The following is a 22337-nucleotide window of genomic DNA, read 5'->3' as shown; positions in this document are numbered from 1 at the left end:
ATCACACGGGTAAAATTGTGCGGGATCAAAGAGCCTGCATTCAGCGACTGTTTCAGTCATCTCGCAACGGGCAACGCCGTTGCTCGCCAGACTCGACACCAAGTCATGCAGGTTTTATCCCATGCAGCGCTTGGCCTGGATCTTCAATACTTTCTGAAAACACAAACAAACCTTAGCCCGCGCCTGCTCCACCATGCTGATCTGCTTTTGCAATTTCGACTTGCCTGCTGACCACTTCAGAGGGGCCAGTGTGCCGATGCACGGGGACCGCACGTGACTGAACAGCAGTTGTATGACCTGGCTCCGGCGCTGGAGTTGATGGCGTTTGGCCTGGTTCTGGCACTCGGCCCGCTGTGCTGGGTGTGGTGGCGTAATCGCGGCACGGGGCCTAGCAAGCGGCTGCAGGCGCTTTGTGTGCTGACGCTGTTTCTGACTTTTGATCTGGTGTTGTTTGGTGCCTTCACGCGTTTGACGGATTCCGGTCTGGGCTGCCCTGACTGGCCCGGCTGCTACGGCAGCTCAAGCCCTCTTGCGGCCCATGCACAGATTTCCGAGGCGCAAGCCGCCATGCCGACTGGCCCTGTCACCCACGGCAAAGCCTGGGTGGAGATGATTCACCGCTATCTGGCGACCACCGTGGGCGTGCTCATCATTGCGATGACCGTGTTGTCTTGGAAGCAAGCCCGAGCCGCTCGTCATGCAGGCCAACCCGAAGCCGCACAGGGTGCCTTGAACCCCTGGTGGCCAACAGTGACACTGGTCTGGGTCTGCATACAAGGCGCTTTTGGCGCGCTGACAGTGACGATGAAGCTGTTTCCGGCCATTGTCACGCTGCACCTGCTGGGCGGAACAGGCCTGCTGGCATTACTGGCTATTCCGGCTTCGGCCTTGAGCATGAAGCAAGCGGGCCAGACACCGGCCTTCATTGCCAAGGGCTTACGTACCGCGCTCTGGCTGTGCCTAGCTTTGCTGGTGATTCAGGTCAGTCTGGGCGGCTGGGTCAGCACCAATTACGCCGTGCTGGCATGCACGACCTTCCCCAACTGCCAGGGAAGCTGGTGGCCTGCCATGAATTTTGGCGAGGCGCTGCAGATCTGGCGCCCGCTGGGTCTGCTCAAAGATGGCAGCAACATCAGCTTTGAAGCGCTTACCGCCATTCACTACACCCACCGCCTGGCGGCTTATGTGGTGGTGGCAGCCCTTGCGGGCCTGTGGTGGGCAATGCGCCGCGCACTGGCACTGGCCAAGCAGCGCCGCCTGCTGGGCTTTTTTGTAGTGCTACAAGTTTTAACGGGTCTGTCCAACGTGGTCTTGGACTGGCCCCTGGTTGCGGCCGTGCTTCACACTGGTGGAGCCGCGGCCCTGGTAACGATTGTGGTCTGGAGTCTGGCTGTGACGCGCACTGATGCCGTTACCGCCACCCGACCTGAAATGACGCGCCGCCCTGCCTGAGGCATAGCGCACAAAGAGTGATTGCATGAGTCAAAGTGAAGCCTTGTTGGACAACACCTCGCGAGTCAGCCAGTTCTATGCGCTGACCAAGCCGCGCGTGGTGCAACTGATTGTTTTTTGCGCGCTGATCGGCATGGTGCTGGCCGTTCCCGGCTGGCCGACTGCCGCCCAATGGGTGCATATGGGTGTGGCCTGCATCGGCATCTGGCTGGTGGCCGCTGCCGCTGCCGCCTTTAACTGCCTGGTAGAGCGCCATATTGATGCCAAGATGAAGCGCACCGCCTGGCGCCCCACAGCGCGTGGCGAGTTGTCCAGCCAGCAGGCACTGGCCTTCTCGGCCATTCTTTGCATGCTTGGAGCGACGATTCTCTGGGTCTGGACCAATTCGCTGACCATGTGGCTGACACTGGCCACCTTTGTCGGCTACGCCGTGATCTACACCGTGGTGCTCAAGCCTGCAACGCCGCAAAACATTGTGATTGGCGGTGCATCGGGCGCGATGCCTCCTGTGCTGGGCTGGGCCGCGATGACCGGCAATGTGGGCCCCGAGGCGCTGATTCTGTTCCTCATCATCTTCCTGTGGACCCCGCCGCACTTCTGGGCGCTGGCCCTGTACCGGGTGGAAGACTACCGCCAGTCCGGCCTGCCCATGCTGCCCGTGACCCATGGCAGCGAATACACGCGCCTGCAGATTCTGCTCTACACCGTGGTGCTGTTTGCCGCAGGTCTGCTGCCCTTTATGTATGGCATGAGCAGCTGGCTGTATCTGTTTGCCGCCGTGGTTCTGGGCGCTGGTTTTATAGGCTACGCCGTGGCTCTGTACCGCAACTATTCGGATGAGCTGTCGCGCCGTACCTTCCGCTTTTCACTGATTCACCTGAGCCTGCTTTTTCTGGCTCTGCTCGTCGATCATTACTTATTCATGGCTTGAGCTTTTTAGCCATGCACCTGAAGAAGCCCGGTTCGCCGGGCTTTTTTACGTCTAGCGAATTCAATCACTATCAAAAGATGAGCTGCTTGCGCTTGAAGGTATTGCGCTAGAGGCCTGAAAATCCTGAAACAAAAAAAGCCAGCTCTTATGCAGAGCTGGCCTTGGGTTCATATCCGGCAAACCCGATCAAGCGCCTGATTACAGACCCTTGAGCACCTTGCCATTCACTTCCTTGCCGTACATGGAGAACTTGCCATGGTGCTGTTCAGCTGTGGCCTGCAAGTTGCCATTGAAGCGGGGGTCTTGACCTCGTTCCTGGCTGTTGATGAAGGTTGCCACGTCCCAGGCTTCCTGATCGCTCAGCGTCGCATTGCCGTAGGGCATGTTGTTCTTGATGAAGTTGGCAGCCTTGTCGATGTCGTGCATGCCAGCGCCCCAGTTATAGGAATCCTTGCCCCACAGCGGCGGGAACACGGCGACATCGCCGACAAACTGGCCCTTGCCGTCCGCGCTGTGGCACAGCGCGCACTTGGCTTCATAAACCTTGGCACCGGCTTCGTACGTGGGCTTTTCCTGGGGCTCGCCCGCCTTTTTAAAGCCTGCACCGGGCAGCTTTTCGCCAGTGGGGGCCTTTTGAGCCATCCAGTAAGCGTAAGACTCCAGCGCCACCAGCACGTCATGGCCGTCATCCGGTGCTTTGCCATTCATGGAGTACATGAAGCAGCCACGCACGCGTTCGGCAAAGGTGTCTACGTGGTCGGTCTTCTTGCGATAGGCCGGGTACATGGGGTATGCGCCCCACATGGGAGCAGCGCCCTTGAGGCGACCGGCATCCAGGTGGCAGTTGGTGCAGCTCAGGGGGTTGCCCGAGAAGCCCACGGCATTGGTAGGCGTGCGTGTGAAGATGGCTTCGCCACGGCGAATCCACTCACCCATGGGGCCTTCAGGCATGTCTGTTTCGCCTGGGGGAGTGAACGCTCCGGGCTTGGCCACCACGGCCACAGCCTTGGCATCTGCCGCAGGCGCAGCAACCTTGGCAGGCTCCTCAGCCTTTTTGGGGCTGCTCACGCTCATGCCATACCAGAGCGCACCGCCCAGGCCAGCGAACATGCACGCCACCACGGCGTATTCAGCAAGATTGGAGCTTTTGGAAGCCGTTTTTTGTTGTTCCGACATAGTCAACTCCCGAGGCTTAAGGTTTGGCGGGTGCTGCAGGCGCAGCAGCGGCTGGATTATGCAGACGCTGGTAGTACGCAGCGACAGCCTTGACGTCATCCGCCGACAGCTTCTTGGCAACAGCGCCCATCAGGCCCAGAGGGCCGGCTTCGCGCTGGCCCTTGTTCCAGGCGTCGATCTGGCTCTGCATATAGTCGGCAGACAGGTGACCAATGGCCGGGAAATCCTTGCCCACACCCACGCCACCGGGGCCATGGCACTGTGCGCAGGCAGGAATGCCATCAGCCCAGCGACCGCGCTCGACCAGCCATGCGCCGCTATCGTCATTCTTGCCAGGCAAAGCACCGCGCACCGCCTTGATGGGCAATGGCAGGGTGGCGTAATAAGCCGCTACGTCAGCGCGCTCTTGCTCGCTCAAGGCCTTGGCCATGGAGGCCATGACGGCAGATTGACGTGCACCTGCGGCCAGCTGGTTCAGCTGGCGCTCCAGATAGCCGGGGTGCTGACCTGCCAGCGCGGGAAAGCCGGCCTGACCTTCTCCCTTGGCGCCGTGGCAAGTGGCACAGGCGGCTGCGCCACCTGCGGAGCCGGACTGTGCAATCTTTGCGCCAGCCGTGGCATTGCCATTCAATGCGGCCTTGGCGGCGGCAGGTTCTTGCGCCCAGGCGCTAGTCGCCATCAGCATGGAAATGCCAACAGCCACCCACGACCGGGGCAGAGTCTTAGTGTTCAAGCGATTCATCTTGGGAATGGAGTTGTACGCCGCGCCCACCAGACCCACATCAGGCTGGTGCAAGCGCCGACGTCTGGACGGTGATGTCAAGGACGTAGAAGCCCATGACAGCAAGCGCATACCCCGAAGATACTTATATAAGATTAAGAGCCAATTAATGCTTGGAACAATCGGCTACAAATCCGGTCTCAGGGTGTATCCATACCCTTATCAAGCCCTGCATTGCAGGCCACGACCGGCAGGTAAAGCCGCACCACCAGCCCTGTTGGAGCTGCAGATGCAGCAGATGGCATAGAGGCACCAGAAAACCAGTCGCTCGCATCACCTTGCTGCAGCCACTGCGCCAGTGGCTGCAGCTCCAGGACACCACCGCTGCACTGGGCAATGCGCTGAACAATGGCCAGCCCCAGCCCGCTGCCATGCGCCTGATGCTGCTTGCGCCAGAAGCGCTGTGTGGCTAGGGCGCAATCCTCGCGGCTCAAACCCGGTCCTTGATCGAGCACGATGAATTCCACATATCCCGCAATGCGCGCAGGCCTTGGCAAAGCCGTATCCGCTAAGCCATCAGCATCTACCGGCAGTTGCTTGAAAGAACGCTTGAGATGCTTGAGATAGCGCATACCCAACGACACGGGGAAATCCGCCTGATCCTGCCCCGCCACCTGCCCATAGCGCAAGGCATTTTCGATCAGATTGCGCAGTGCCGAAATCAGCAGAGGCTGGGGCACAACCACCCGCAAATCCTCCAGCCGAGCGTCGCCCTGCACCTGCCCTGGCAGCCAGCGCAGACGCTGCTGACCCGAGGGAATGGCCGTAGCGGCCAGACTCCAGGCTTTCTCCAGCGCCTCCCAGGCGCAGGCAGGCTCAGAGCCGCAGACCATGCGACCTGTGTCGCTGCCTTCATCGGCCTCGTCACCCGCAGGTTGGCAATCGAGTCGCGCCAGCAGCAGCAACTGCTCCAGCGTGTGCTGCAAATGCACCACGCCCTCACCTGCCTGTTCCAGCGCATCATGGGTCATCTGCCATTGCATGGTCTGCGCGCCCACGCTGGCCACGGCCATCTGAGCAACTTGCACATGGGTCTTAACCGCCGTCAGCGGCGTGCGTAGCTCATGGGCGGCATCATCCGTCCAGCGGCGCTCGCGCTCCAGCGCGCTGTGCACGCGCTGCAGCAAATGATTAATGGTCTGCACCAGCGGCGCCAGTTCTTTGACCTGACGGCCTTGCGCCACGGGCGAATCATCGCCGGGCGGGCGCAGGCTGAGTTCTTGGCGCAGCGACTCCAGTGGCCGCAGGCCCCGCGTCACCCCCCACCACATCAGCACCATGCTGGCCAGCAGCGCCAGCAAAAAGGGCAGGATTATGGTGTAGGCAAAGCCGTAGATCAGCCCCTCGCGCACATCAATGCGGTCAGCCGTGGCAATGCGCACACCGTGATCTTCCAGCACATAGGTGCGCCACGGGCGCCCTCCTTTGATGACGGTAGAAAAGCCCAGCGGCAGCGGTGCCTGAAAGCTGGGCGCACCGGCCGTGCGAGCCAGTACCTGCGAATCATCGGGTTCGGCCGCTTCCGGCATCTGCACGGGCTGCGCCTTGTCTCCAAGCTTATCTCCGGCCCTGTCTCCAGCATGACCACCCACATTGCTGCGCGGCAACGCCAGCGGAGACGCCGGAATCAGCGCCGCAGGCATTGCCGTGCCATCTTCCGTATGAACCGTCTCAGTATTAGGTGCTTCAGTACTGATAGCTGCTGGCGAAGGTGCTGTATGCACTTCACTGCGAATCATGCTGACCTCACAGGCCACGCCATCCCGCGCGACCACGTTGAGCATGGGCCCCCAGTCTTCAGGGCTGGCGTTTTGCGGTTTGAACTGGTGGACGATGCCCGCCACCATGCGGGCCGATGCAATCAGTCTGTCATCCAGCACCGAGCGCAGCTCGTGGCGCATGCCGGTAAACATCCAGGTAGCGACACCGCCCCAGAGCGTACACAGCGCCAGACACAGCCAGACCAGCAGTCGAACCCGCAAACTACGCATCAGTTACCGCCTTGAATGCGCCCCAGGCGAAAGCCCACGCCGCGCACCGTCTCCACAATGTCCGTACCCAGCTTGCGGCGCAGATGATGCACATGCACATTCACGGCATTGCTCTCCACATCAAGACTGTAGCCATAGAGGCTGTCGCGCAGTTGCTCCAGATTGAGCACGCGGCCCGGCGACTGCAGCAGCGCCCGCAGCAAAGCCCATTCGCGGCGCGACAAATCGACCGCCTGCCCCTCACGCACAGCCTGCCCGGCAGCCAGATCGACCTTGACATCGCCCAGCACAATCCAGTCCACAGACCGGCCCGCCGCACGGCGCAGCAGCGCATGCAGGCGTGCAGCCAGCTCATGCAGATCAAAGGGTTTGACCAAATAATCGTCTGCACCCGTTTGCAGACCTTCAATGCGCTGACCCACCGCATCGCGTGCGGTCAGTACCAGCACGGGCAGCTCAAGGCCCTGACTGCGCCAGCGCGCCAGCAGGTGCAGGCCGTCCTCGTCGGGCAGGCCCAGGTCCAGCACACACACATCAAAGTGCGATGATTTGATGGCCGCATCTGCCTGACTGGCGCAGCCCACCACATCGACACCAAAGCCCTGTAACTGCAGGCCCGCCTTGACCCCGCTGGCGACCAAAGCGTTATCTTCCACTAACAGCACATGCATCGTCGTCACCACGAAACTCTGGCTAGCAGCACCTCTTGAGGTGAGTAAGCGCAAGTTACGTGCCTATTCGTCAAAAGTGATCAGCATCGCAGATTTAGGTTTTCCCAGCGTTAACCGCGACTTAATCCCTTGCGCCCAAGATTACCGGCTTATTCACTCTGTCTTTCAATGTTCACCCGCTCATGCGTCCACGCCTTTCCGCCGCCACCGCCCTGCTTTCAGCTCTGTTGCTGACCGGGGCTGCTGCATTGGCTCAGCCTTTGAGCATTCCTAGCCTCAATAGCCAGGCAGACAGCGCGCAGACCGATGTTTTGAATGCGGAGCAGGCTTTCATCCTTTTGCCACCTGCGCTCAGCGCTATCAAAACCGAAGATAAAACAGAAGACAAGCAGCTCACCCTCAACTGGCAGATTGCGCCCGGCTACTACCTTTACCGCGATCAGATTCGCATCAGCGATGCGCAGGGCCAGAGCCTGAATGCCAACATTCCACAAGGCGAAGCACTGACGGATGCCTTTTTTGGCCAGGTGCAGGTTTTTCACCAACAGCTCACAGTGCAGGCAGCCTTGCCTACCCGAGCAGAACAATGGCCGCTGCAGCTGCAATGGCAGGGCTGCGCGGAAATTGGCGTGTGCTACCAGCCGCAGCAAGCCAGCGTGACTGCGCAGCAACTGCGCTTGAGCTTGGATACCGAACCCGAAAACATGGCCCCCGCCAGCGCCCCACCGCAATCCGCCACACATTGGCTGGCTCTGCCCCCTAGCGTTTTGCTAGGCCCGGTCGCCCTGCCCACCATGGCGCTGATTGTGTTTATGGCCTTGTTTGCCAGCCAGTGGTGGGCCAGACGCCAGCAACTGCGCAGTGGCCAGCCGGTGGAATCGGCCCTGCTGCAGGCCACGATTGCCGGTTTGCTGGGCGCGCGACTGGCCTATGTGGCGCAGTGGTGGCCCGAGTACTGGGGTGAAAGCACGGCCGATCACCTGAGTGGCCTGCTGCGCATGCTCGATATCCGCGATGGCGGCTGGAATCTCTGGGCCGGCGTGCTTGCCGCCCTACTCTGGGCACTGTGGCGCACCCGCAAGCAAGCCGCTTTGCGCCGCGGCAGCTTGCAGGCGCTGGCTTTGGGCGCTCTGATAGTGATAGCTGGATACACAATGCGTACCTGGCCTGCCACTCAAAACATGGCCTTGCCCAGCACGCCTTTTGTGAATGCCGCCGCGCAGACCCTGGATTTGAGCAGTTACAAAGGTCAGCCCCTGGTCATCAACCTCTGGGCCAGCTGGTGCCCGCCCTGCAAACGCGAGATGCCGGTGCTGGCGCAGGCCCAGAAAGAGCACCCCGGCGTGCGCTTTATCTGGATCAATCAGGGCGAAGACGCTACCAAAGTCATGCGCTACTTGCAGACCATGCCCTTGCCAGCCGCCCAGGTGCTGCTGGACCCGCAGCAGCTCGCCAGCCAGCACTGGCAGCAGCGCGGTCTGCCCTCGACGTATTTTTATGACGCCAGCGGGCAGCTCAAAGGCATGCGCATGGGCGAGCTATCTCGCGCCAGCCTTGCCGAGCAGCTACGAGTCATAGCGCCCCGCGAACATAGCCCTGATAAGCAATAACTAAAAACGGAGATTTTTATCGTGCCCCGCCAGTTGCCCAGCTTCCTGTCCAAGCTTCGCCAGTCATCCCCCCTGCTGATTCCTATTGCCGCAGCCGCTGCCGCCACGCTGGTCGCCGTGGCCTATGCACATGACGCCATCGCCTCGACGAAGACGAGCGATAAACCAGAGATCACCAGCACCGCGGGCGAGCTGCCTTCGGCGCACTTTCTGGCCGAGCAAGGCCTGACCATCGCCGGCCCCATGCCATCTGCCGGTGGTCTCAAGGCATGGGCGGCCTACCGCGACCAGCAGCCCATTCCCATCTACCGCCTGCCCGACGGCAAGCACTGGGTGATAGGCACAGTCATTGATGCGCAGGGCAAGGACGTCAACGCCAAGACATTGCAGAGCGCCGTGCAAAAGCCCATGGGCCAGCAACTGTGGAGTGATCTGGAGGGCACGCACTGGATTGGCGACGGCAAGCCCGACGCACCGCAGATTGCCTATGTCTTCACCGACCCCAACTGCCCCTACTGCAACCAGCTGTGGCGCGACGCGCGGCCTATGGTGCAATCAGGCCAGCTGCAGCTGCGCCATATTCTGGTGGGCATACTGCGCCCCAGCAGCCAGGGCAAGGCCGCCGCCATTCTGGCCGCGAAATCCCCCGAGCAAGCACTGGCCAGCCATGCGCTGGCCTATGCCGATGCCAGCGGCAAGAACCCCGACACACTGGGCATTGCGCCCCTGCAACGCATTCCCCTGTCTGCCCGTGATGCGCTGGTCAACAATGTCTCACTGATGAACAGCATGGGTCTGCGCGCCACACCCGCAACCATCTGGAAAAACGCACAGGGACTGGTACAGACGCGCACCGGCATGCCGCCCGGGCTGCTGAACAGTGTGATGGGCACAACCGCACCATAAGAGCCAAAAAGGCCTGTAGCCCATACTCAAAAAGCGCTAGAAGCTATCATCCCAGTAGCAAACTCTGACTGCACACCATGAGCCAACCCGACTGGAATTCCCTGCTTCCTGCCCTACACCCCGACACCCGCGTGGTGCTGCATGCCCCCACTCCGCAAGCACTGGCGCGTGCACGCGGCAACTTCAAGAATTTGACGGCAGCCCACCCTGCGCTGCAGATCTGGATCGTGGTCAACGCTCAGGCCGTGCAAGCCGTGCTCGACCAGCCCGATGACATGGGCCCTGCCCTGGCGCATGTTCTGCTGTGCCCCAACACACTGAAGAACAACGGAGTCACCGCACCCGAGAACATTCAGGTACTGCCCATGGGCGCCGTGGAAGCCATTGCCTGCATGCAGCAAGCAGGCTGGACCTATATCCGCAGCTAACGCCTCTACTTTTAACGGCTCGCAAGGCATTAACCTTGAGCTCCCCATGCCTTATCTGCTGCGCGAATCGCTGCGCTTTCCTACCGACAACATCGGCGAGTAATTCTGTATCTTGAACATAAAAAAGACGCCTTGAAAGCGTCTTTTTTATGCTCAGGAGCAAGACTGCTCTACAGCCCCCAGCCTTTGAGCGCAGGCAGCACCAGCTGCGTCGCTGCATAGCCCTCGTCGATGGACTCGCGCCCACGGTGAAAATCCATCAGCCCGACATGCGAGAGGCGCGGCGCAATCAGCACTTCGGCCGGGTCGCCCGCCATACGGCTGCGCGTAATGCGCATCTGCATGATGTTGACGCTGGCCATCACCACATTGAGCAGCGAGGGAATGCGCGGTGAATCGTCTTCTTCCGCCTCGCTCTCGTCCTTACGGCCCATACGCATGACTGACGATGACATGGTCTTCACACTGGTCATACTGCTCTTCCACTTGCCCGACCAGCCCGCAGGGGAAGCATGGGCGGCCAGCGCCTCAGGAATTTGCCCAAGCGGCAGCGGCGGCTCATCGTCTTCGTCAAGCTGCGTCTGCGACGCCCTGACCTCGCGGGCATGAATCTTGAGATCGGTCTCACTCATGTCCACGGGCTTTATGTGCTTGCGCATGATGTCAGCGTTCAGATCGACAGCAATCACAATGTCAGCCCCCATGGCCCGCGCCAGCGACACAGGCACAGGGTTGACCAGCCCGCCATCAACCAGCAAACGCCCATCGTGTGTGGAGGGCGTAAACAAGCCGGGCAGAGCGATGGAGGCGCGCACTGCCTCTGCAATCGAGCCTTTGCGCAACCAGACCTCGGCACCTGTCTGCAGGTCGGTGGCCACGCAGCCAAACGGAGCGCCCAGCTCTTCCATGGTTTCCTGCACAAAGTTCTCGCGCCAGAAGTCGATGATCTTCTCGCCCTTGAGCAGACCACCGCCCAGGTTGAAATCCATGAAGCCGAACACCTTGCGCTTTCCAAGGCCCAGCACCCAGCTCTCAAACGCATCCACCTCGCCCGCTGCATAGGTTGCGCCGACCAGCGAGCCTATGGATGTGCCGCAGATGATGTCAGGGCTGATTCCGGCCTCGCGCAGCGCATGCAGCACACCAAAATGCGCCCAGCCACGGGCCGAGCCACTGCCCAATGCCAGACCCACAACCGGTTTGCGTCGCAATTTATTCATGCTTGCTTTCTACCGCACTCAGCGCTTTTCAAGATGACACAGGCTTCTCGCCTGCCAGCAGCGCCAGCATGCCTGCCTCATCCAGCACGGGCACGCCCAGCTCTTCGGCCTTGGCCAGCTTGCTGCCCGCCTCAGCACCGGCCACCACATAGCTGGTCTTTTTGCTGACTGAGCCAGAGACCTTGGCACCTGCCGCTTCCAGCATATCTTTGGCGGTATCGCGGCCCAGCGTGGGCAAGGTGCCGGTCAGCACCACTGTCAGTCCCGCCAGAATCTGCGGCGCTTTTTCAGCAGGCGCGCCCTCTTCCCAGTTCACACCGCAGGCGCGCAGCTGCTCCACCACTTCGCGGTTATGGGGCTGGGCAAAAAAGGTGTGAATGCTGTCGGCCACCACAGGGCCCACGTCTTTGACTTGCAGAAGCGCTTCAACGCTGGCGTCCATGATGGCGTCAAGCGTGCCGAAATGCTTGGCCAGATCTCTGGCCGTGGATTCGCCCACATTGCGAATCCCCAGGCCAAACAGAAAACGCTGCAGCGTCGTGCGCTTGGATTTTTCCAGTGCATCCAGCACGTTCTGGGCCGATTTGACCGCCATGCGATCCAGCGCCGCCAGCGACGTCAGGCCCAGCTTGTAGAGGTCAGGCAGCACGCGCACCACCTGCGCATCGACGAGCTGATCGACCAGCTTGCCGCCAAGGCCTTCAATGTCCATGGCACGGCGGTGAGCGAAGTGCAGGATGGCCTCTTTGCGCTGCGCAGCACAGAACAGGCCGCCCGTGCAGCGGTGGTTGGCCTCGCCTTTTTCACGCACCACTTCACTGCCGCAGATGGGGCAAGTCTTGGGCATGCGGAAGTTGGGTACGTAAACCGGACGAACGCCAGGCACCCTGCCAGCCACCTCGGGAATCACATCGCCGGCGCGGCGCACGATGACCATATCGCCCACGCGCACGCCTTTTTTGCGGATATCGAACAGGTTAGACAGCGTGGCATTGGTTACCACCACTCCGCCGACTTGCACGGGTGCCAGACGCGCCACGGGGGTGAGCTTGCCGGTGCGGCCCACTTGCACGTCGATGGCTTCCATCAACGTAGGCATCTCTTGCGCCGGGTATTTGTGGGCCACGGCCCAGCGCGGCTCGCGCGACTTAAAGCCCAGCTGGCGCTGCAAGGCTAGGCTGTTGACCTTGTAGACCACGCCATCAATCTCATAGGGCAGATTGGCGCGTTCAGCACCGATGCGCTGGTGAAACGCTACCAATTCAGAAGCACCCACCGCAATACAGACCTGCGGTGCAACCGGAAATCCCCATGATTTCAGCGTCTGCAGCATGGCGTAGTGGGTGCCAAAGTCCGGGCCGCCCTGCTCGGGGGGGTGATCTCCCCCAAGCCATAGGCAAAGAATGAGAGCGGGCGCTGCGCTGCAATATTCGAGTCCAGCTGGCGTACCGATCCCGCTGCCGCATTGCGCGGGTTGGCAAAGGTCTTGGCCCCGGCAGCCTGCTGCCGTGCGTTGAGCTTGTCCAGATCGGCCTTGGCCATATGCACCTCGCCACGCACCTCCACCACGGGCGGCACATTCTGGTCAGCGGGCAGGCACAGCGGAATCTGGCGAATGGTGCGAATGTTGTGAGTCACATCCTCGCCCACCTCCCCGTCACCACGCGTGGTGGCCTGCACCAGCAAGCCGTTTTCATAGCGCAGGTTCATGGCCAGACCGTCGAACTTGGGCTCGGCCACATATTCCACAGCAGGGTCGAACTCTGTCAGTTCCAACTCTTTGCGAACGCGCTGGTCGAAAGCGATGGCACCTGTGGCCTCGTTATCGGTTTCGGTCTGAATGCTGAGCATGGGCACGGCATGGCGCACGGGCGCCAGCCCATCGAGCACCGCACCAATCACGCGCTGTGTGGGCGAGTCAGGGGTGATGAGTTCCGGGTAGACACCTTCCAGCGCCTGCAACTGCTGATAGACGCGGTCGTACTCGCCATCAGGCACCGTGGGCGCATCCTGCACATAGTATTCGTGCGCCCATTGGTTAAGCTGAGCGCGCAGCTGCGCCACCTTGGCGAGCACGCTTTCAGGAATTCCTGTTTTCTTAGCTGCCGGCGCTTTTGAATCCTGAGGTTCAGCGGAAAAAAGGTCTAAATTCTCGGTCATACGCATCCCGCTGCAATTCAAGGTCTGAGATGAAAAAGGCCAACATCGTTGGCCTTGTTATTTAGCTGAAAAGCCTTCTGGCGAGAAGCGATCCTGCTGACAGTTCACGGCTGTCGAGCTTGTCGTAGAGCAGCTCCAGGTCATGCTGAATCGGGTCCAGCGCGGACACAGGCAGCAGGTAGCCGTTCTGGTCGCACAGTACGCCGTCCATGGTCTGGCACAGCTGCTCGGCCACCTGGCGCAGTCGCACAAACGGCTGCTGGCCGCGCGGCACCTGGGCGACGTCAAGGCTCAGCAAAAATTCACGCACTACGGACTGATCGAGGTCATCGCCCATGGCGGCCTGCGGGTCGTAGCTGAGTACCAACACGGGAGGCAGGCCATGAATAGGCGACTGCAGCAGCATGCGGCCGGGCATGGGCGTCGTGACAAAGCCCAGACGCTGTGCGTTTTGCTGCACATAGCCAGCGCTCCACGAGGCCTGACGGGCGCGCAGCATGAAGCTCAGCTGCGCATCGTGCTCGCTGGCGAACTGGTCCAGCTCACGGCCGCGAGAGACTTCATTGAGCATATTAGGCACATCAACCATGGCACCCAGTGCATCGGCAAAGCGCTGAATCTTGGTGACAAATTCCGAAAATTCAATCTCATTGAGCGAGCCTGTGCGGTTGGCCAGTTGCACACCGGCCTGAAAGCCCAGATAGCGCTGACCGGCCTGCAAAGGCTCCCACTGTTTGCTGTCCTGATTCATGCCTTCAATGGCAAACGGCTTGTTGCCCGCACGGCGTGTGCTGGGCTGGGCCTGCAGCGCCACTTCACCGGGCACCATCTGCGCCACGGTGATGGGAGTGATCGCGTCGATCAGCTCATCGAGATGGCCACGGCGCTCTACCGACGATGCAGGCGGAATGGAAACGGACAAAGACTCAGCGGTCAGCACCGGCTCCACTGGGTCGGCCTTGAGTGGCTTGGGCGCAGGCGCGGCCTGAGTCGTGACTGCGGCAATCTCGGCATCGGTGCGCTGGGCGGTGACCTCGCCTTCTGGCTCAATCTGATCAGACGCATGTTGAGCCAGAGCTTCCTGGCGCTGGGCTTCTTCATGCGCTTCGCGGGCCACCAAGCGAGCCAGCTCCGCATCGGCTTCGGCAAAGCGGCCACCCGGCTCGGGCATCTGTACGGGGTCGGAGCCGGGAATGGCCTGACCAAAGTCGCCCAGCACGGGCTCACTTTGGTACTTGGTCAGATCGGCACCATGGCCAACGGTGTTCATACCAGGCTCATAGCGCTGCGGATCGGCGCTTTCCTCGACGGGCTCTGCGCGCTTGGGCGCATTGCGGCGCGCAGACCAGGAGTTGTAGGCAACGATCAGAGCCAAGAGCACCACACCCAGAACAGCCAGACTGATTTGCAAATTACTCATGTGAGAAAACAGTTCTTCAAAAAAGTGGCAACCAAGCTCAGGATAGCTCAGCCATGGACAGTGCGGACTCCATGTCCACTGCAACAATTCGTGAAACACCCTGCTCCTGCATGGTCACGCCGATCAACTGCTCCGCCATTTCCATGGCAATCTTGTTGTGGCTGATGAACAGGAACTGTGTGCTCTTGCTCATGCTGTGGACCAGCTTGGCATAGCGTTCGGTATTGGCATCGTCCAGCGGCGCGTCCACCTCATCGAGCAAACAGAAAGGCGCAGGGTTGAGCTGAAAAATGGCAAACACCAGCGCGATCGCCGTGAGCGCCTTCTCCCCGCCCGAGAGCAGGTGAATCGTCTGGTTCTTCTTGCCGGGAGGCTGGGCAATCACCTGCACGCCGGCATCCAGAATTTCATCGCCGGTAATCACCAGCTTGGCCTGCCCCCCGCCAAACAGCTCGGGGAACATGCGGCCAAAGTGCTGGTTAACGATGTCAAACGTGCCGGTCAGCAGATCACGCGTTTCGGCGTCAATCTTGCGGATGGCGTCTTCCAGCGTCTGCATGGCCTGGGTCAGGTCGTCCATCTGCGCATCAAGGAAGGTCTTGCGCTCTCGGGCCAGCGTCAGCTCATCGAGCGCAGCCAAGTTGACGGCGCCCAGAGCGGCAATTTCGCGGTGCAGGCGGTCAATTTCACCCTGCAAGCCGTGCATACGCACATTGCCCTCGGCGATGGACTGCGAGACGGCGGCCAGATCGGCATTGGCTTCGGTCAGCAGATTGCTGTACTGCTCAAGACCCAGACGCGCGGCCTGCTCCTTGAGCTGAAATTCGGTAATGCGCTGGCGCAGAGGGTCCAGCGCTTTTTCAAGGCTCTGGCGGCGCTCATCGCTGGCGCGCAGCTTGTTGGTCAGGTCTTCATATTCGCTGCGGCGCTGGGCCACGTCTTTTTCGCGCTGCATTTTCAAGTCCAGCGCATCCTGCAGGCCACCTTGGGCCGCGGCATCGGTCAGGCGCGTCAGCTCGTCTTGTGCCCGCTTCTGCTCTTCGGCCAGCGACTTGGCTTGCTGACTGGCCGTCTCAATGGTGCGCGACAGCTCACCTCGACGGGCATGCAAAGTGCGCTGTGAGAAGGTGGCTTCCTGGGATTGACGCTCCAGCGTGCGCAGTTGCTCGCGTGATTCGTTCAGGCGGCGCTCGGCTTCGAGCACGCGGTCGCCCAGCTGGGCGTGGCGCTCCTGGCTATCGGCCAGCTGCATGTCCAGCTCTTCAAAGCGGCCTTCGGCAGAAATCTTGCGCTCTTCGATATCGGAGAGCTGGACCTCGACCTCGGACAGATCGGAAGAGATTTGGGCATTGCGCGCACGGGCTTGTTCGGCCAGTTGCGACAGGCGCAGGGTCTCGACCTGCAGCTCATGCGCACGGCCTTGCGACTCAGTGGCTTCGCGGCGAGCGGCTATCAGACGCTGCGAGGCATCGGCATAGGCGCTTTCGGCCCGCACCAGTGCCGAGCGCGACTCGTCTGCAATCAGCACCTGGGCGCGTACTTCTTTTTCGAGATGCTCAATTTCCTGCGCGCGTGCCAAGAGGCCCGACTGCTCGGAGTCCTGCGCATAAAACGTCACGCTGTGCGCAGTCACGGCGTGGCCCGTGGGCACATAAATGGTTTCACCGGCCTGCAGCTCAGCGCGCTTGGCCAGCGCTTCATCGAGTGAGGGTGCGGTGTAGCAGCCCGAGAGCCAGTCCACCAAGACGGCGCGCAGACCGGCGTCGTTGATCTTGAGCAGATCGCTCAGACGGGCAAAGCGAGCCGTGGACGATGCTCCAGCTGCTTGTGCGGTGCTGAAAAAAGCCAGACGGGCTGGCGGTGCATCTTGCCCACCCGAGCCCAAAAAGCCGCGCACCATATCAAGGCGGCCGACTTCCAAAGCCCCAAGGCGCTCGCGCAGTGCGGCTTCCAGCGCATTTTCCCAGCCAGATTCAATGGCGATGCGGCTCCACAGGCCCTGCATGCCTTCAAGGCCATGCTTGGCCAACCAAGGCTGGAGTTTGCCGTCGGTCTTGACTTTTTCCTGCAACGCCTTGAGCGCTTCCAGCCGCGCCGACAGGTCAGAGTGGCGGCTGCTTTCGGCATTCACGGTTTGCTGGCGAGTGCGGCGGTCTTCGTCCAGCTGGGGCACGCTGTCTTGCAGCTCGTTGAGCACGGCATCGGCCATCTCGGCCAATTCCTGCGCTTCAGCCAGTTGCGTCTGCAAATTGCTCAAGCGCGCTTCGTCGGGCGTTTCCAGCGCATTGCGGTCGGCGCGCAAGCGCTCGTAACGGGTTTCAAACTGACGGCGCTGCTCATCCAGGCTGCGCTGCTCGGCGGCCAGCACCTGAATTTGCTGCTGCACCTGCACAACAGAGCCGCGCTGGTCCGAGTCGGCCTTTTGCGCATTGCGCAGCGCATCTTCCAGGTCGGGCAGGCGGATGCTTTGCTCTTCGAGCTGAGCGGCCAGCATTTCGGCCTGCTCTTCGGCATCCATGCCTGCACCTTCGATGTTCTCAATCTCGCCCTGAGCCTCTTCGCTGCGGCTGCTCCACAGCAGCAATTGCTCGGCCAGCTGCTGCAGGCGTTGCTGCACGCGCTGGCGGCCTTCGACCACGTAACGAATTTCGGCTTCCAGCTTGCCGACTTCGGCCGTGGCTTCGTATAGCTTGCTTTGCGACTGGTTGACCTGATCGCTGGCGTCGTAATGCGACTGGCGCAGGGTTTCGAGTCCGCTCTCGTTGTTGCGGATATCGGCCATGCGCTCTTCCAGCTCATTGACGACCTTGAGACCTTCAACACGCACGCGGTCTTGCTCACCCTCGGCTTCGGCACGCTTCATAAACCACAGCTGCTGCTGCTTGAGCGTGACCTGGGCGTTCAGGCCGTTGTATTTGGCCGCAACTTCGGCCTGCTTTTCCAATTTATCGAGATTGGCGTTGAGCTCGCGCAGAATGTCTTCCACACGGGTGAGGTTCTCGGTCGTGGCCGAGAGGCGGTTTTCCGTCTCACGTCGGCGCTCCTTGTATTTGGAAACCCCGGCCGCTTCTTCGAGGAACAGACGCAGCTCTTCCGGGCGCGACTCGATGATGCGGCTGATCGTGCCCTGGCCAATGATGGCGTAGGCGCGCGGGCCAAGCCCGGTGCCCAGAAACACGTCCTGAACGTCTCGTCGACGCACGGGCTGGTTATTGATGAAGTAGCTGCTGTTGCCGTCACGCGTGAGAACGCGCTTGACAGCAATTTCGCCAAACTGCCCCCACTGACCGCCGGCACGGTGATCGCTGTTGTCGAACGACAGCTCAACACTGGCGCGACTCGACGGCTTACGGTGCGTTGTGCCGTTGAAGATCACGTCCTGCATGGACTCGCCACGCAGCTCGCTGGCCTTGCTCTCGCCCAGCACCCAGCGCACCGCATCCATGATGTTGGATTTGCCGCAACCGTTAGGGCCCACCACGCCGACCATCTGCCCGGGCAGAACGAAATTGGTGGGCTCGGCAAAGGATTTGAAGCCGGAGAGCTTGATGGTATTCAGGCGCACGGTGTCAGGGTCGGTCTAGAGGCTGGCCTGTGAAGGCTTTGTGTGGGGGAAAGCAGAAACGCAAAAACCGGTTGCGCAGACGAAAGCCTTGAGAAACCCAAGCCTTGCGTGCAACCGATAACAGCAGGAATCATAACGCGCCCTGCCCTATGGTCAGCCAAGATTGGGGCAAACACACAAACCATAGCAGCCTGTGCTTGATTGGCATGGGCTTGACGCAGTTTTGATTCGTATTTTAATTTAATCCGTCACTCTCAGCCGCGCGGCTGAAATGCAATGAGGCCCGCGCCCAGCAGGCAGACGGCCACGCCGCCCATATCCCAGACACTGGGCTTGATGCCATCCACCAGCCAAAGCCACACCAGTGCCGCACTGATGTAAATGCCGCCATATGCCGCATAGATGCGCCCCGAGGCCGAGGGGTGCAAGGTCAGCAGCCAGACAAACAGCACCAGACTGGCTGCGGCAGGGAGCAGTAGCCAGGCGCTACAGCCTTGCTTGAGCCAGAGCCAGGGCAAATAGCAGCCCACAATTTCGGCAACAGCAGTCAAGGCGAATAGCAGCAGGGTCTTGATATCAGGCACGCAAATCTCTCATCAGGCAAAGCCAGCATTGTGTCTGCATTGCCACGGCCTAGCGCAAAGAGGCGGGGCTGAGTGCCGGTGCCAATGCCCTCGGCACATTGCCGAAGGTCACCAGTCGCTCAAATTCGGCTACTTCCACAGGCGGGCTCATCAAAAATCCCTGCCAGGCGTAGCAGCGCATCTCTTCCAGACAGCGGCACTGTGCCTGCGTTTCCACGCCTTCAGCGATGACATGCAGACCCAGGCTCTTGGCCAGCCCCACGATGGTCCGGGCGATGACCCCGTCGTTAGGGTCGGTCAGCACATCGCGCACAAAGCTGCGGTCGATCTTGAGCTGATCAAGCGGCAGACGTTTGAGGTAGTACAGGGACGAGTAGCCCGTACCAAAATCATCCAGCGCAAAGCTGATGCCGTACGACTTCAGGCGGTTCATTTTGGCGATGGTGTCATCCATATCGGAGAGCAGCATGCCTTCGGTCAGCTCCAGCTTGAGGAACTTGGCATTGGCCCCATGCTCGGCCAGCGCCTTGAGCACCTGCTCGACAAAGCCACTCTGATGAAACTGCTTGGGGCTGACATTCACAGCGAGCACCAGCTGGCTATAACGCGGGTGTCTGGCCCATTTCGCCAACTGTTTGCACGCAGCTTGCAGCACCCACTCGCCCAGCGGCAAGATGACGCCGGTTTCCTCTGCCAGAGGAATGAACTGTGCCGGTGGCACAAAGCCTTTTTCTGGGTGCTTCCAGCGCAGTAGGCCTTCGGCACCAATCACTTTGCCCATTTCTACCTGAGGTTGGTAGTAAAGCTCAAACTCTCCCGCTTCCAGCCCGGCGCGCATGTCATGCTCCATGGAGCGGCGCTCTTGCAGAGCGGATTGCAGCAACGGGTCAAAAAAGCAGCTGAGGTTGCGGCCCAGATTCTTGGCTTGGTACATGGCCATTTCGGCGCGCCGCTGTACTTCTTCAGATGTCAGCGCCTGCTCGCCAAACAGGCTAAGGCCCATGCTCACCGTGATGGAGTGCGTCACGCCCCCTGTCACCATCGGCTCGCGCAGCCGGGTTAGCCATTGATTGGCTTCCTTCTCCAGCCGGGCAGCGGCGGCAACAGAGTCCCCGCCCAGATTTTCAATCAGCAATGCAAAATCATCGCCGCCCTGACGTGCAATCGTGGCCCCCGGGGGCAGCAAGCCCAGAATACGCTGGCTCAGCGCCTGCAGCAGCAAGTCGCCCTGCTCAAGACCATAGGTCTCGTTAAAGGCCTTAAAGTTATCAATATCCAGCAGCACGACACCGCCGAAATGCGCTTTGCGCTGCGCAATAACCAGCGCATGCTGCAGTCGATCCGCCAGCAGGCGGCGGTTGGGCAGAGCGGTGAGCGCATCGTAGAAGGCTAGGCGCTTGACTTCCTGCTCGGCTGCAATGCGCTGACTCTGGTCCTGCATCACCATCAGGCAGCCGTCGTTTTGCAGTACTGCGCTAACCGCCACGGTGCGGCGCTCACCATCCACGCCTGTCAGAACCAGCTGCTGAGCAGCAATCATGCTGGCTGCTGAATGGATAAAGATCTCTTCCCATTCCGTGCCATCATCCGCAACCCGAACGGCCTGCTGTGCCTTCAGCAGCTGGCTGGCCTGGGCTTTGGCAGACTCCCAGCGCTGAACCACGCGCTCACGCTCCGCCGCGTCGGGGAACATGCATTCCCACCATTGCAAGGTGGTGATACCGGGTTTTCCGCCATGGCCCGCCAGGCGCAGGAATTCTTCATTCCAGTAAACAAGGCGACCGCTCAGGTCTTCCATGACCACCCCCACAGGCAGCCTCTGCATCAGGTTGCGCAGCTGCTTGTGGCCCAAGCGCTCCATTTGCTCCAGCCGCTTGCGCTCGCTGATGTCGTTCACCAGTAGCTGCAAACGTTTGGTCTCTTGCCGGCCCGTCAAAAAAGCGTTGAGCTCAACCCAGACTGGCGACCCATCCTTGGCACGCAGGCAGAATTCTGCAGCATTGTGCTGAAACTGCTGCAGATCAAGGCCTTCCAGCAGTTGTGCACAACGTGCCTGGTCTTCAGGCATTACCAGATCCAGCGCATTGCAATGATGAATTTCATGGGCCTCGTAACCCAGCATGCGACAGAGATGCTGATTGACCTTGAGCACGCTGCGCGTCTCGACATCCATTTCAATCACGCCCATGGCGGCCTGCTCGCACATGGCATGAAAGCGTGCATCGCTCTCGTGGCGGGCCTGCGCGCTGACTTTGATGCGCTTGCGCCAACTCCAACGGCTCTGCAACCAGCCCGAAACCCCGGCGGCCAGCGCCAGACCAACAAGTACACCGGCAGCCAGTATCAGCCAGGGCAGTATTTTTTCCAGCTTGTGCTGACTGCTGAGCGCGGGCTTGAACTGCAACGCCCAGACCCTGTCATTCACCTGTATCTGCCGCTCCAGCGGCTTGATCAAATCAAACTCCTGCTGGCGTTCAGACGCCTCCCATAATTTTCCAGTAAACAGTGTCTGTGAAGGCTGGCCAAGCGTATCCACCTTCTGCAAGAGATCCCTGCCCCCCACTACAAAAGGTTTTTTGGGCAACGCTGCAGGACTCACATCCAGCAGGCGCATGGCGACTTGCGGGTAGAGATTGCTTGGCACCACCCCTCTGATCAGATCATCCAATCTGATACTGGCGTTCACCGTACCCATCAGTTGCTGCGCACCGCCAGAGCGGACATCGGCAACGGAGCGCAAAGGCATGCGCAAAATCACCCCATCCGGGCTACCCGGAAGCTGCAAAAAGCGAAATGGCGCGGACATGGACATCTGGCGTGAATGCCAGGCCGCCATCAAAGAATGAAAAGCCTCGGCAGGCTGGCGCGCGTTGGTTCCAACCAGCGCCTCATTGCCCACTAATGGCCAGACATAAGCAACCTCAAACGCCTGCGAACCCTGCTCAAGGTTGACATGTTTGTCCTCGACCATGGTCCGGGTAAGGCTCAGAGCTTGCAGGCCCACCAACCAGCTTTGGCTGAGCTGGGCATGCGCATGCTGGGCAAACACCTGCTGGTTCAGCACCTCAATACCGCTCACATCTTCTGCCAGCCTTGTCAGCAGCTGAACATAGTCAGCCAATCGCTGCTCCAGCAAGCGCGTCGCCATATCAGCGCTGAACTGCAGCCGCTTCTCCATGCGCAATTCATGCTGGTGGTGCAAAACCCAGGCTCCCAGCGCACCGCCAGAAACCCCCAGCGCCAATGCCAGCAGAGCCAGCCAGCGGCGGCCTGCCTTTATCGTCGGTTGAGTCGCAAATGGGGACATGCCAAAAACACAAGAGTCCTGAGTTATGAAGTTGCTACAGACACGCTCTGAAACACGCTTGCGGTCTCCGCGGCGACAACAAAGCTTTGTCATGGTTTGTAAGAATACTCCTACAAACCACAGAGAATTTGTGCC

Annotated in this window: 14 protein-coding genes and 1 pseudogene; 5 read left to right on the top strand and 10 right to left on the bottom strand. The window is 60.5% G+C overall.

The genetic code is table 11. The annotated features are described in order from the left end of the window. The first annotated feature begins 273 nt into the window (after positions 1 to 273). Together CLU84_RS08025 and cyoE are read left to right on the top strand one after the other, a co-directional pair. Positions 274 to 1452, top strand: coding sequence for a heme A synthase (locus CLU84_RS08025; RefSeq protein ID WP_099736742.1), 1179 nt, complete (start codon positions 274 to 276; stop codon positions 1450 to 1452). A gap of 25 nt (positions 1453 to 1477) precedes the next feature. Next, positions 1478 to 2383, top strand: coding sequence for a heme o synthase (gene cyoE, locus CLU84_RS08020; protein WP_099736741.1), 906 nt, complete (start codon positions 1478 to 1480; stop codon positions 2381 to 2383). A 198-nt stretch (positions 2384 to 2581) separates the two neighbouring features. On the opposite strand, the gene CLU84_RS08015 is transcribed toward cyoE, so the two are convergent. From CLU84_RS08015 to CLU84_RS08000, 4 genes are all read right to left on the bottom strand, one after another. Next, positions 2582 to 3559: a c-type cytochrome gene (locus CLU84_RS08015; RefSeq protein WP_099736740.1), complete on the bottom strand. Its 978-nt coding sequence runs from the start codon at positions 3557 to 3559 to the stop codon at positions 2582 to 2584. 16 nt (positions 3560 to 3575) lie between these two features. Next, positions 3576 to 4301 (bottom strand): c-type cytochrome, encoded by a 726-nt coding sequence (locus tag CLU84_RS08010; protein WP_099737937.1) that lies wholly within the window; start codon positions 4299 to 4301, stop codon positions 3576 to 3578. Positions 4302 to 4480: 179 nt separating this feature from the next. Continuing rightward, a complete protein-coding gene (locus tag CLU84_RS08005; RefSeq protein ID WP_099736739.1) occupies positions 4481 to 6331 on the bottom strand; it encodes an ATP-binding protein in 1851 nt (616 codons plus the stop codon). Continuing rightward, the gene (locus CLU84_RS08000) at positions 6331 to 7002 is read right to left on the bottom strand and encodes a response regulator (protein WP_099736738.1); all 672 of its coding nucleotides are present in this window, start codon (positions 7000 to 7002) and stop codon (positions 6331 to 6333) included. Before CLU84_RS08000 ends, CLU84_RS08005 begins: the two co-directional genes overlap by 1 nt. A 182-nt stretch (positions 7003 to 7184) precedes the next feature. Here CLU84_RS08000 and CLU84_RS07995 point away from each other — a divergent pair, with 182 nt between their 5' ends. The 3 genes from CLU84_RS07995 to CLU84_RS07985 all read left to right on the top strand — a co-directional run bounded on the left by CLU84_RS07995 (position 7185) and on the right by CLU84_RS07985 (position 9946). Next, complete coding sequence (locus CLU84_RS07995) at positions 7185 to 8612, top strand: prolipoprotein diacylglyceryl transferase family protein (RefSeq protein WP_099736737.1); 1428 nt, start codon at positions 7185 to 7187, stop codon at positions 8610 to 8612. A 21-nt stretch (positions 8613 to 8633) separates the two neighbouring features. Next, entirely contained in the window at positions 8634 to 9518 is an 885-nt protein-coding gene (gene dsbG / locus CLU84_RS07990) for a thiol:disulfide interchange protein DsbG (RefSeq protein ID WP_233209969.1), read from the top strand. A 77-nt stretch (positions 9519 to 9595) separates the two neighbouring features. Further along, positions 9596 to 9946 (top strand): hypothetical protein, encoded by a 351-nt coding sequence (locus CLU84_RS07985; RefSeq protein WP_099736736.1) that lies wholly within the window; start codon positions 9596 to 9598, stop codon positions 9944 to 9946. Between the two features lie 170 nt (positions 9947 to 10116). On the opposite strand, the gene CLU84_RS07980 is transcribed toward CLU84_RS07985, so the two are convergent. The 6 genes and pseudogenes from CLU84_RS07980 to CLU84_RS07955 form a co-directional block, all read right to left on the bottom strand. After that, positions 10117 to 11166, bottom strand: a complete 1050-nt coding sequence (locus CLU84_RS07980) for a patatin-like phospholipase family protein (RefSeq protein ID WP_099736735.1) — start codon at positions 11164 to 11166, stop codon at positions 10117 to 10119. A 28-nt stretch (positions 11167 to 11194) separates the two neighbouring features. Continuing rightward, positions 11195 to 13326: pseudogene (gene ligA / locus CLU84_RS07975) on the bottom strand (NAD-dependent DNA ligase LigA). Between the two features lie 61 nt (positions 13327 to 13387). Further along, positions 13388 to 14746 (bottom strand): cell division protein FtsZ, encoded by a 1359-nt coding sequence (locus CLU84_RS07970; protein ID WP_099736734.1) that lies wholly within the window; start codon positions 14744 to 14746, stop codon positions 13388 to 13390. A gap of 37 nt (positions 14747 to 14783) precedes the next feature. After that, positions 14784 to 18311, bottom strand: a complete 3528-nt coding sequence (smc, locus tag CLU84_RS07965) for a chromosome segregation protein SMC (RefSeq protein ID WP_099736733.1) — start codon at positions 18309 to 18311, stop codon at positions 14784 to 14786. Between the two features lie 254 nt (positions 18312 to 18565). Continuing rightward, entirely contained in the window at positions 18566 to 18895 is a 330-nt protein-coding gene (locus CLU84_RS07960) for a YnfA family protein (RefSeq protein WP_099736732.1), read from the bottom strand. Positions 18896 to 18944: 49 nt separating this feature from the next. Continuing rightward, positions 18945 to 22073, bottom strand: a complete 3129-nt coding sequence (locus tag CLU84_RS07955) for an EAL domain-containing protein (RefSeq protein ID WP_099737935.1) — start codon at positions 22071 to 22073, stop codon at positions 18945 to 18947. Positions 22074 to 22337: the final 264 nt, after the last annotated feature.

The sequence above is a fragment of the Comamonas sp. 26 genome, assembly GCF_002754475.1.
Classification (GTDB): domain Bacteria; phylum Pseudomonadota; class Gammaproteobacteria; order Burkholderiales; family Burkholderiaceae_C; genus Comamonas.
This window is presented reverse-complemented; position numbering and strand designations above follow the sequence as displayed.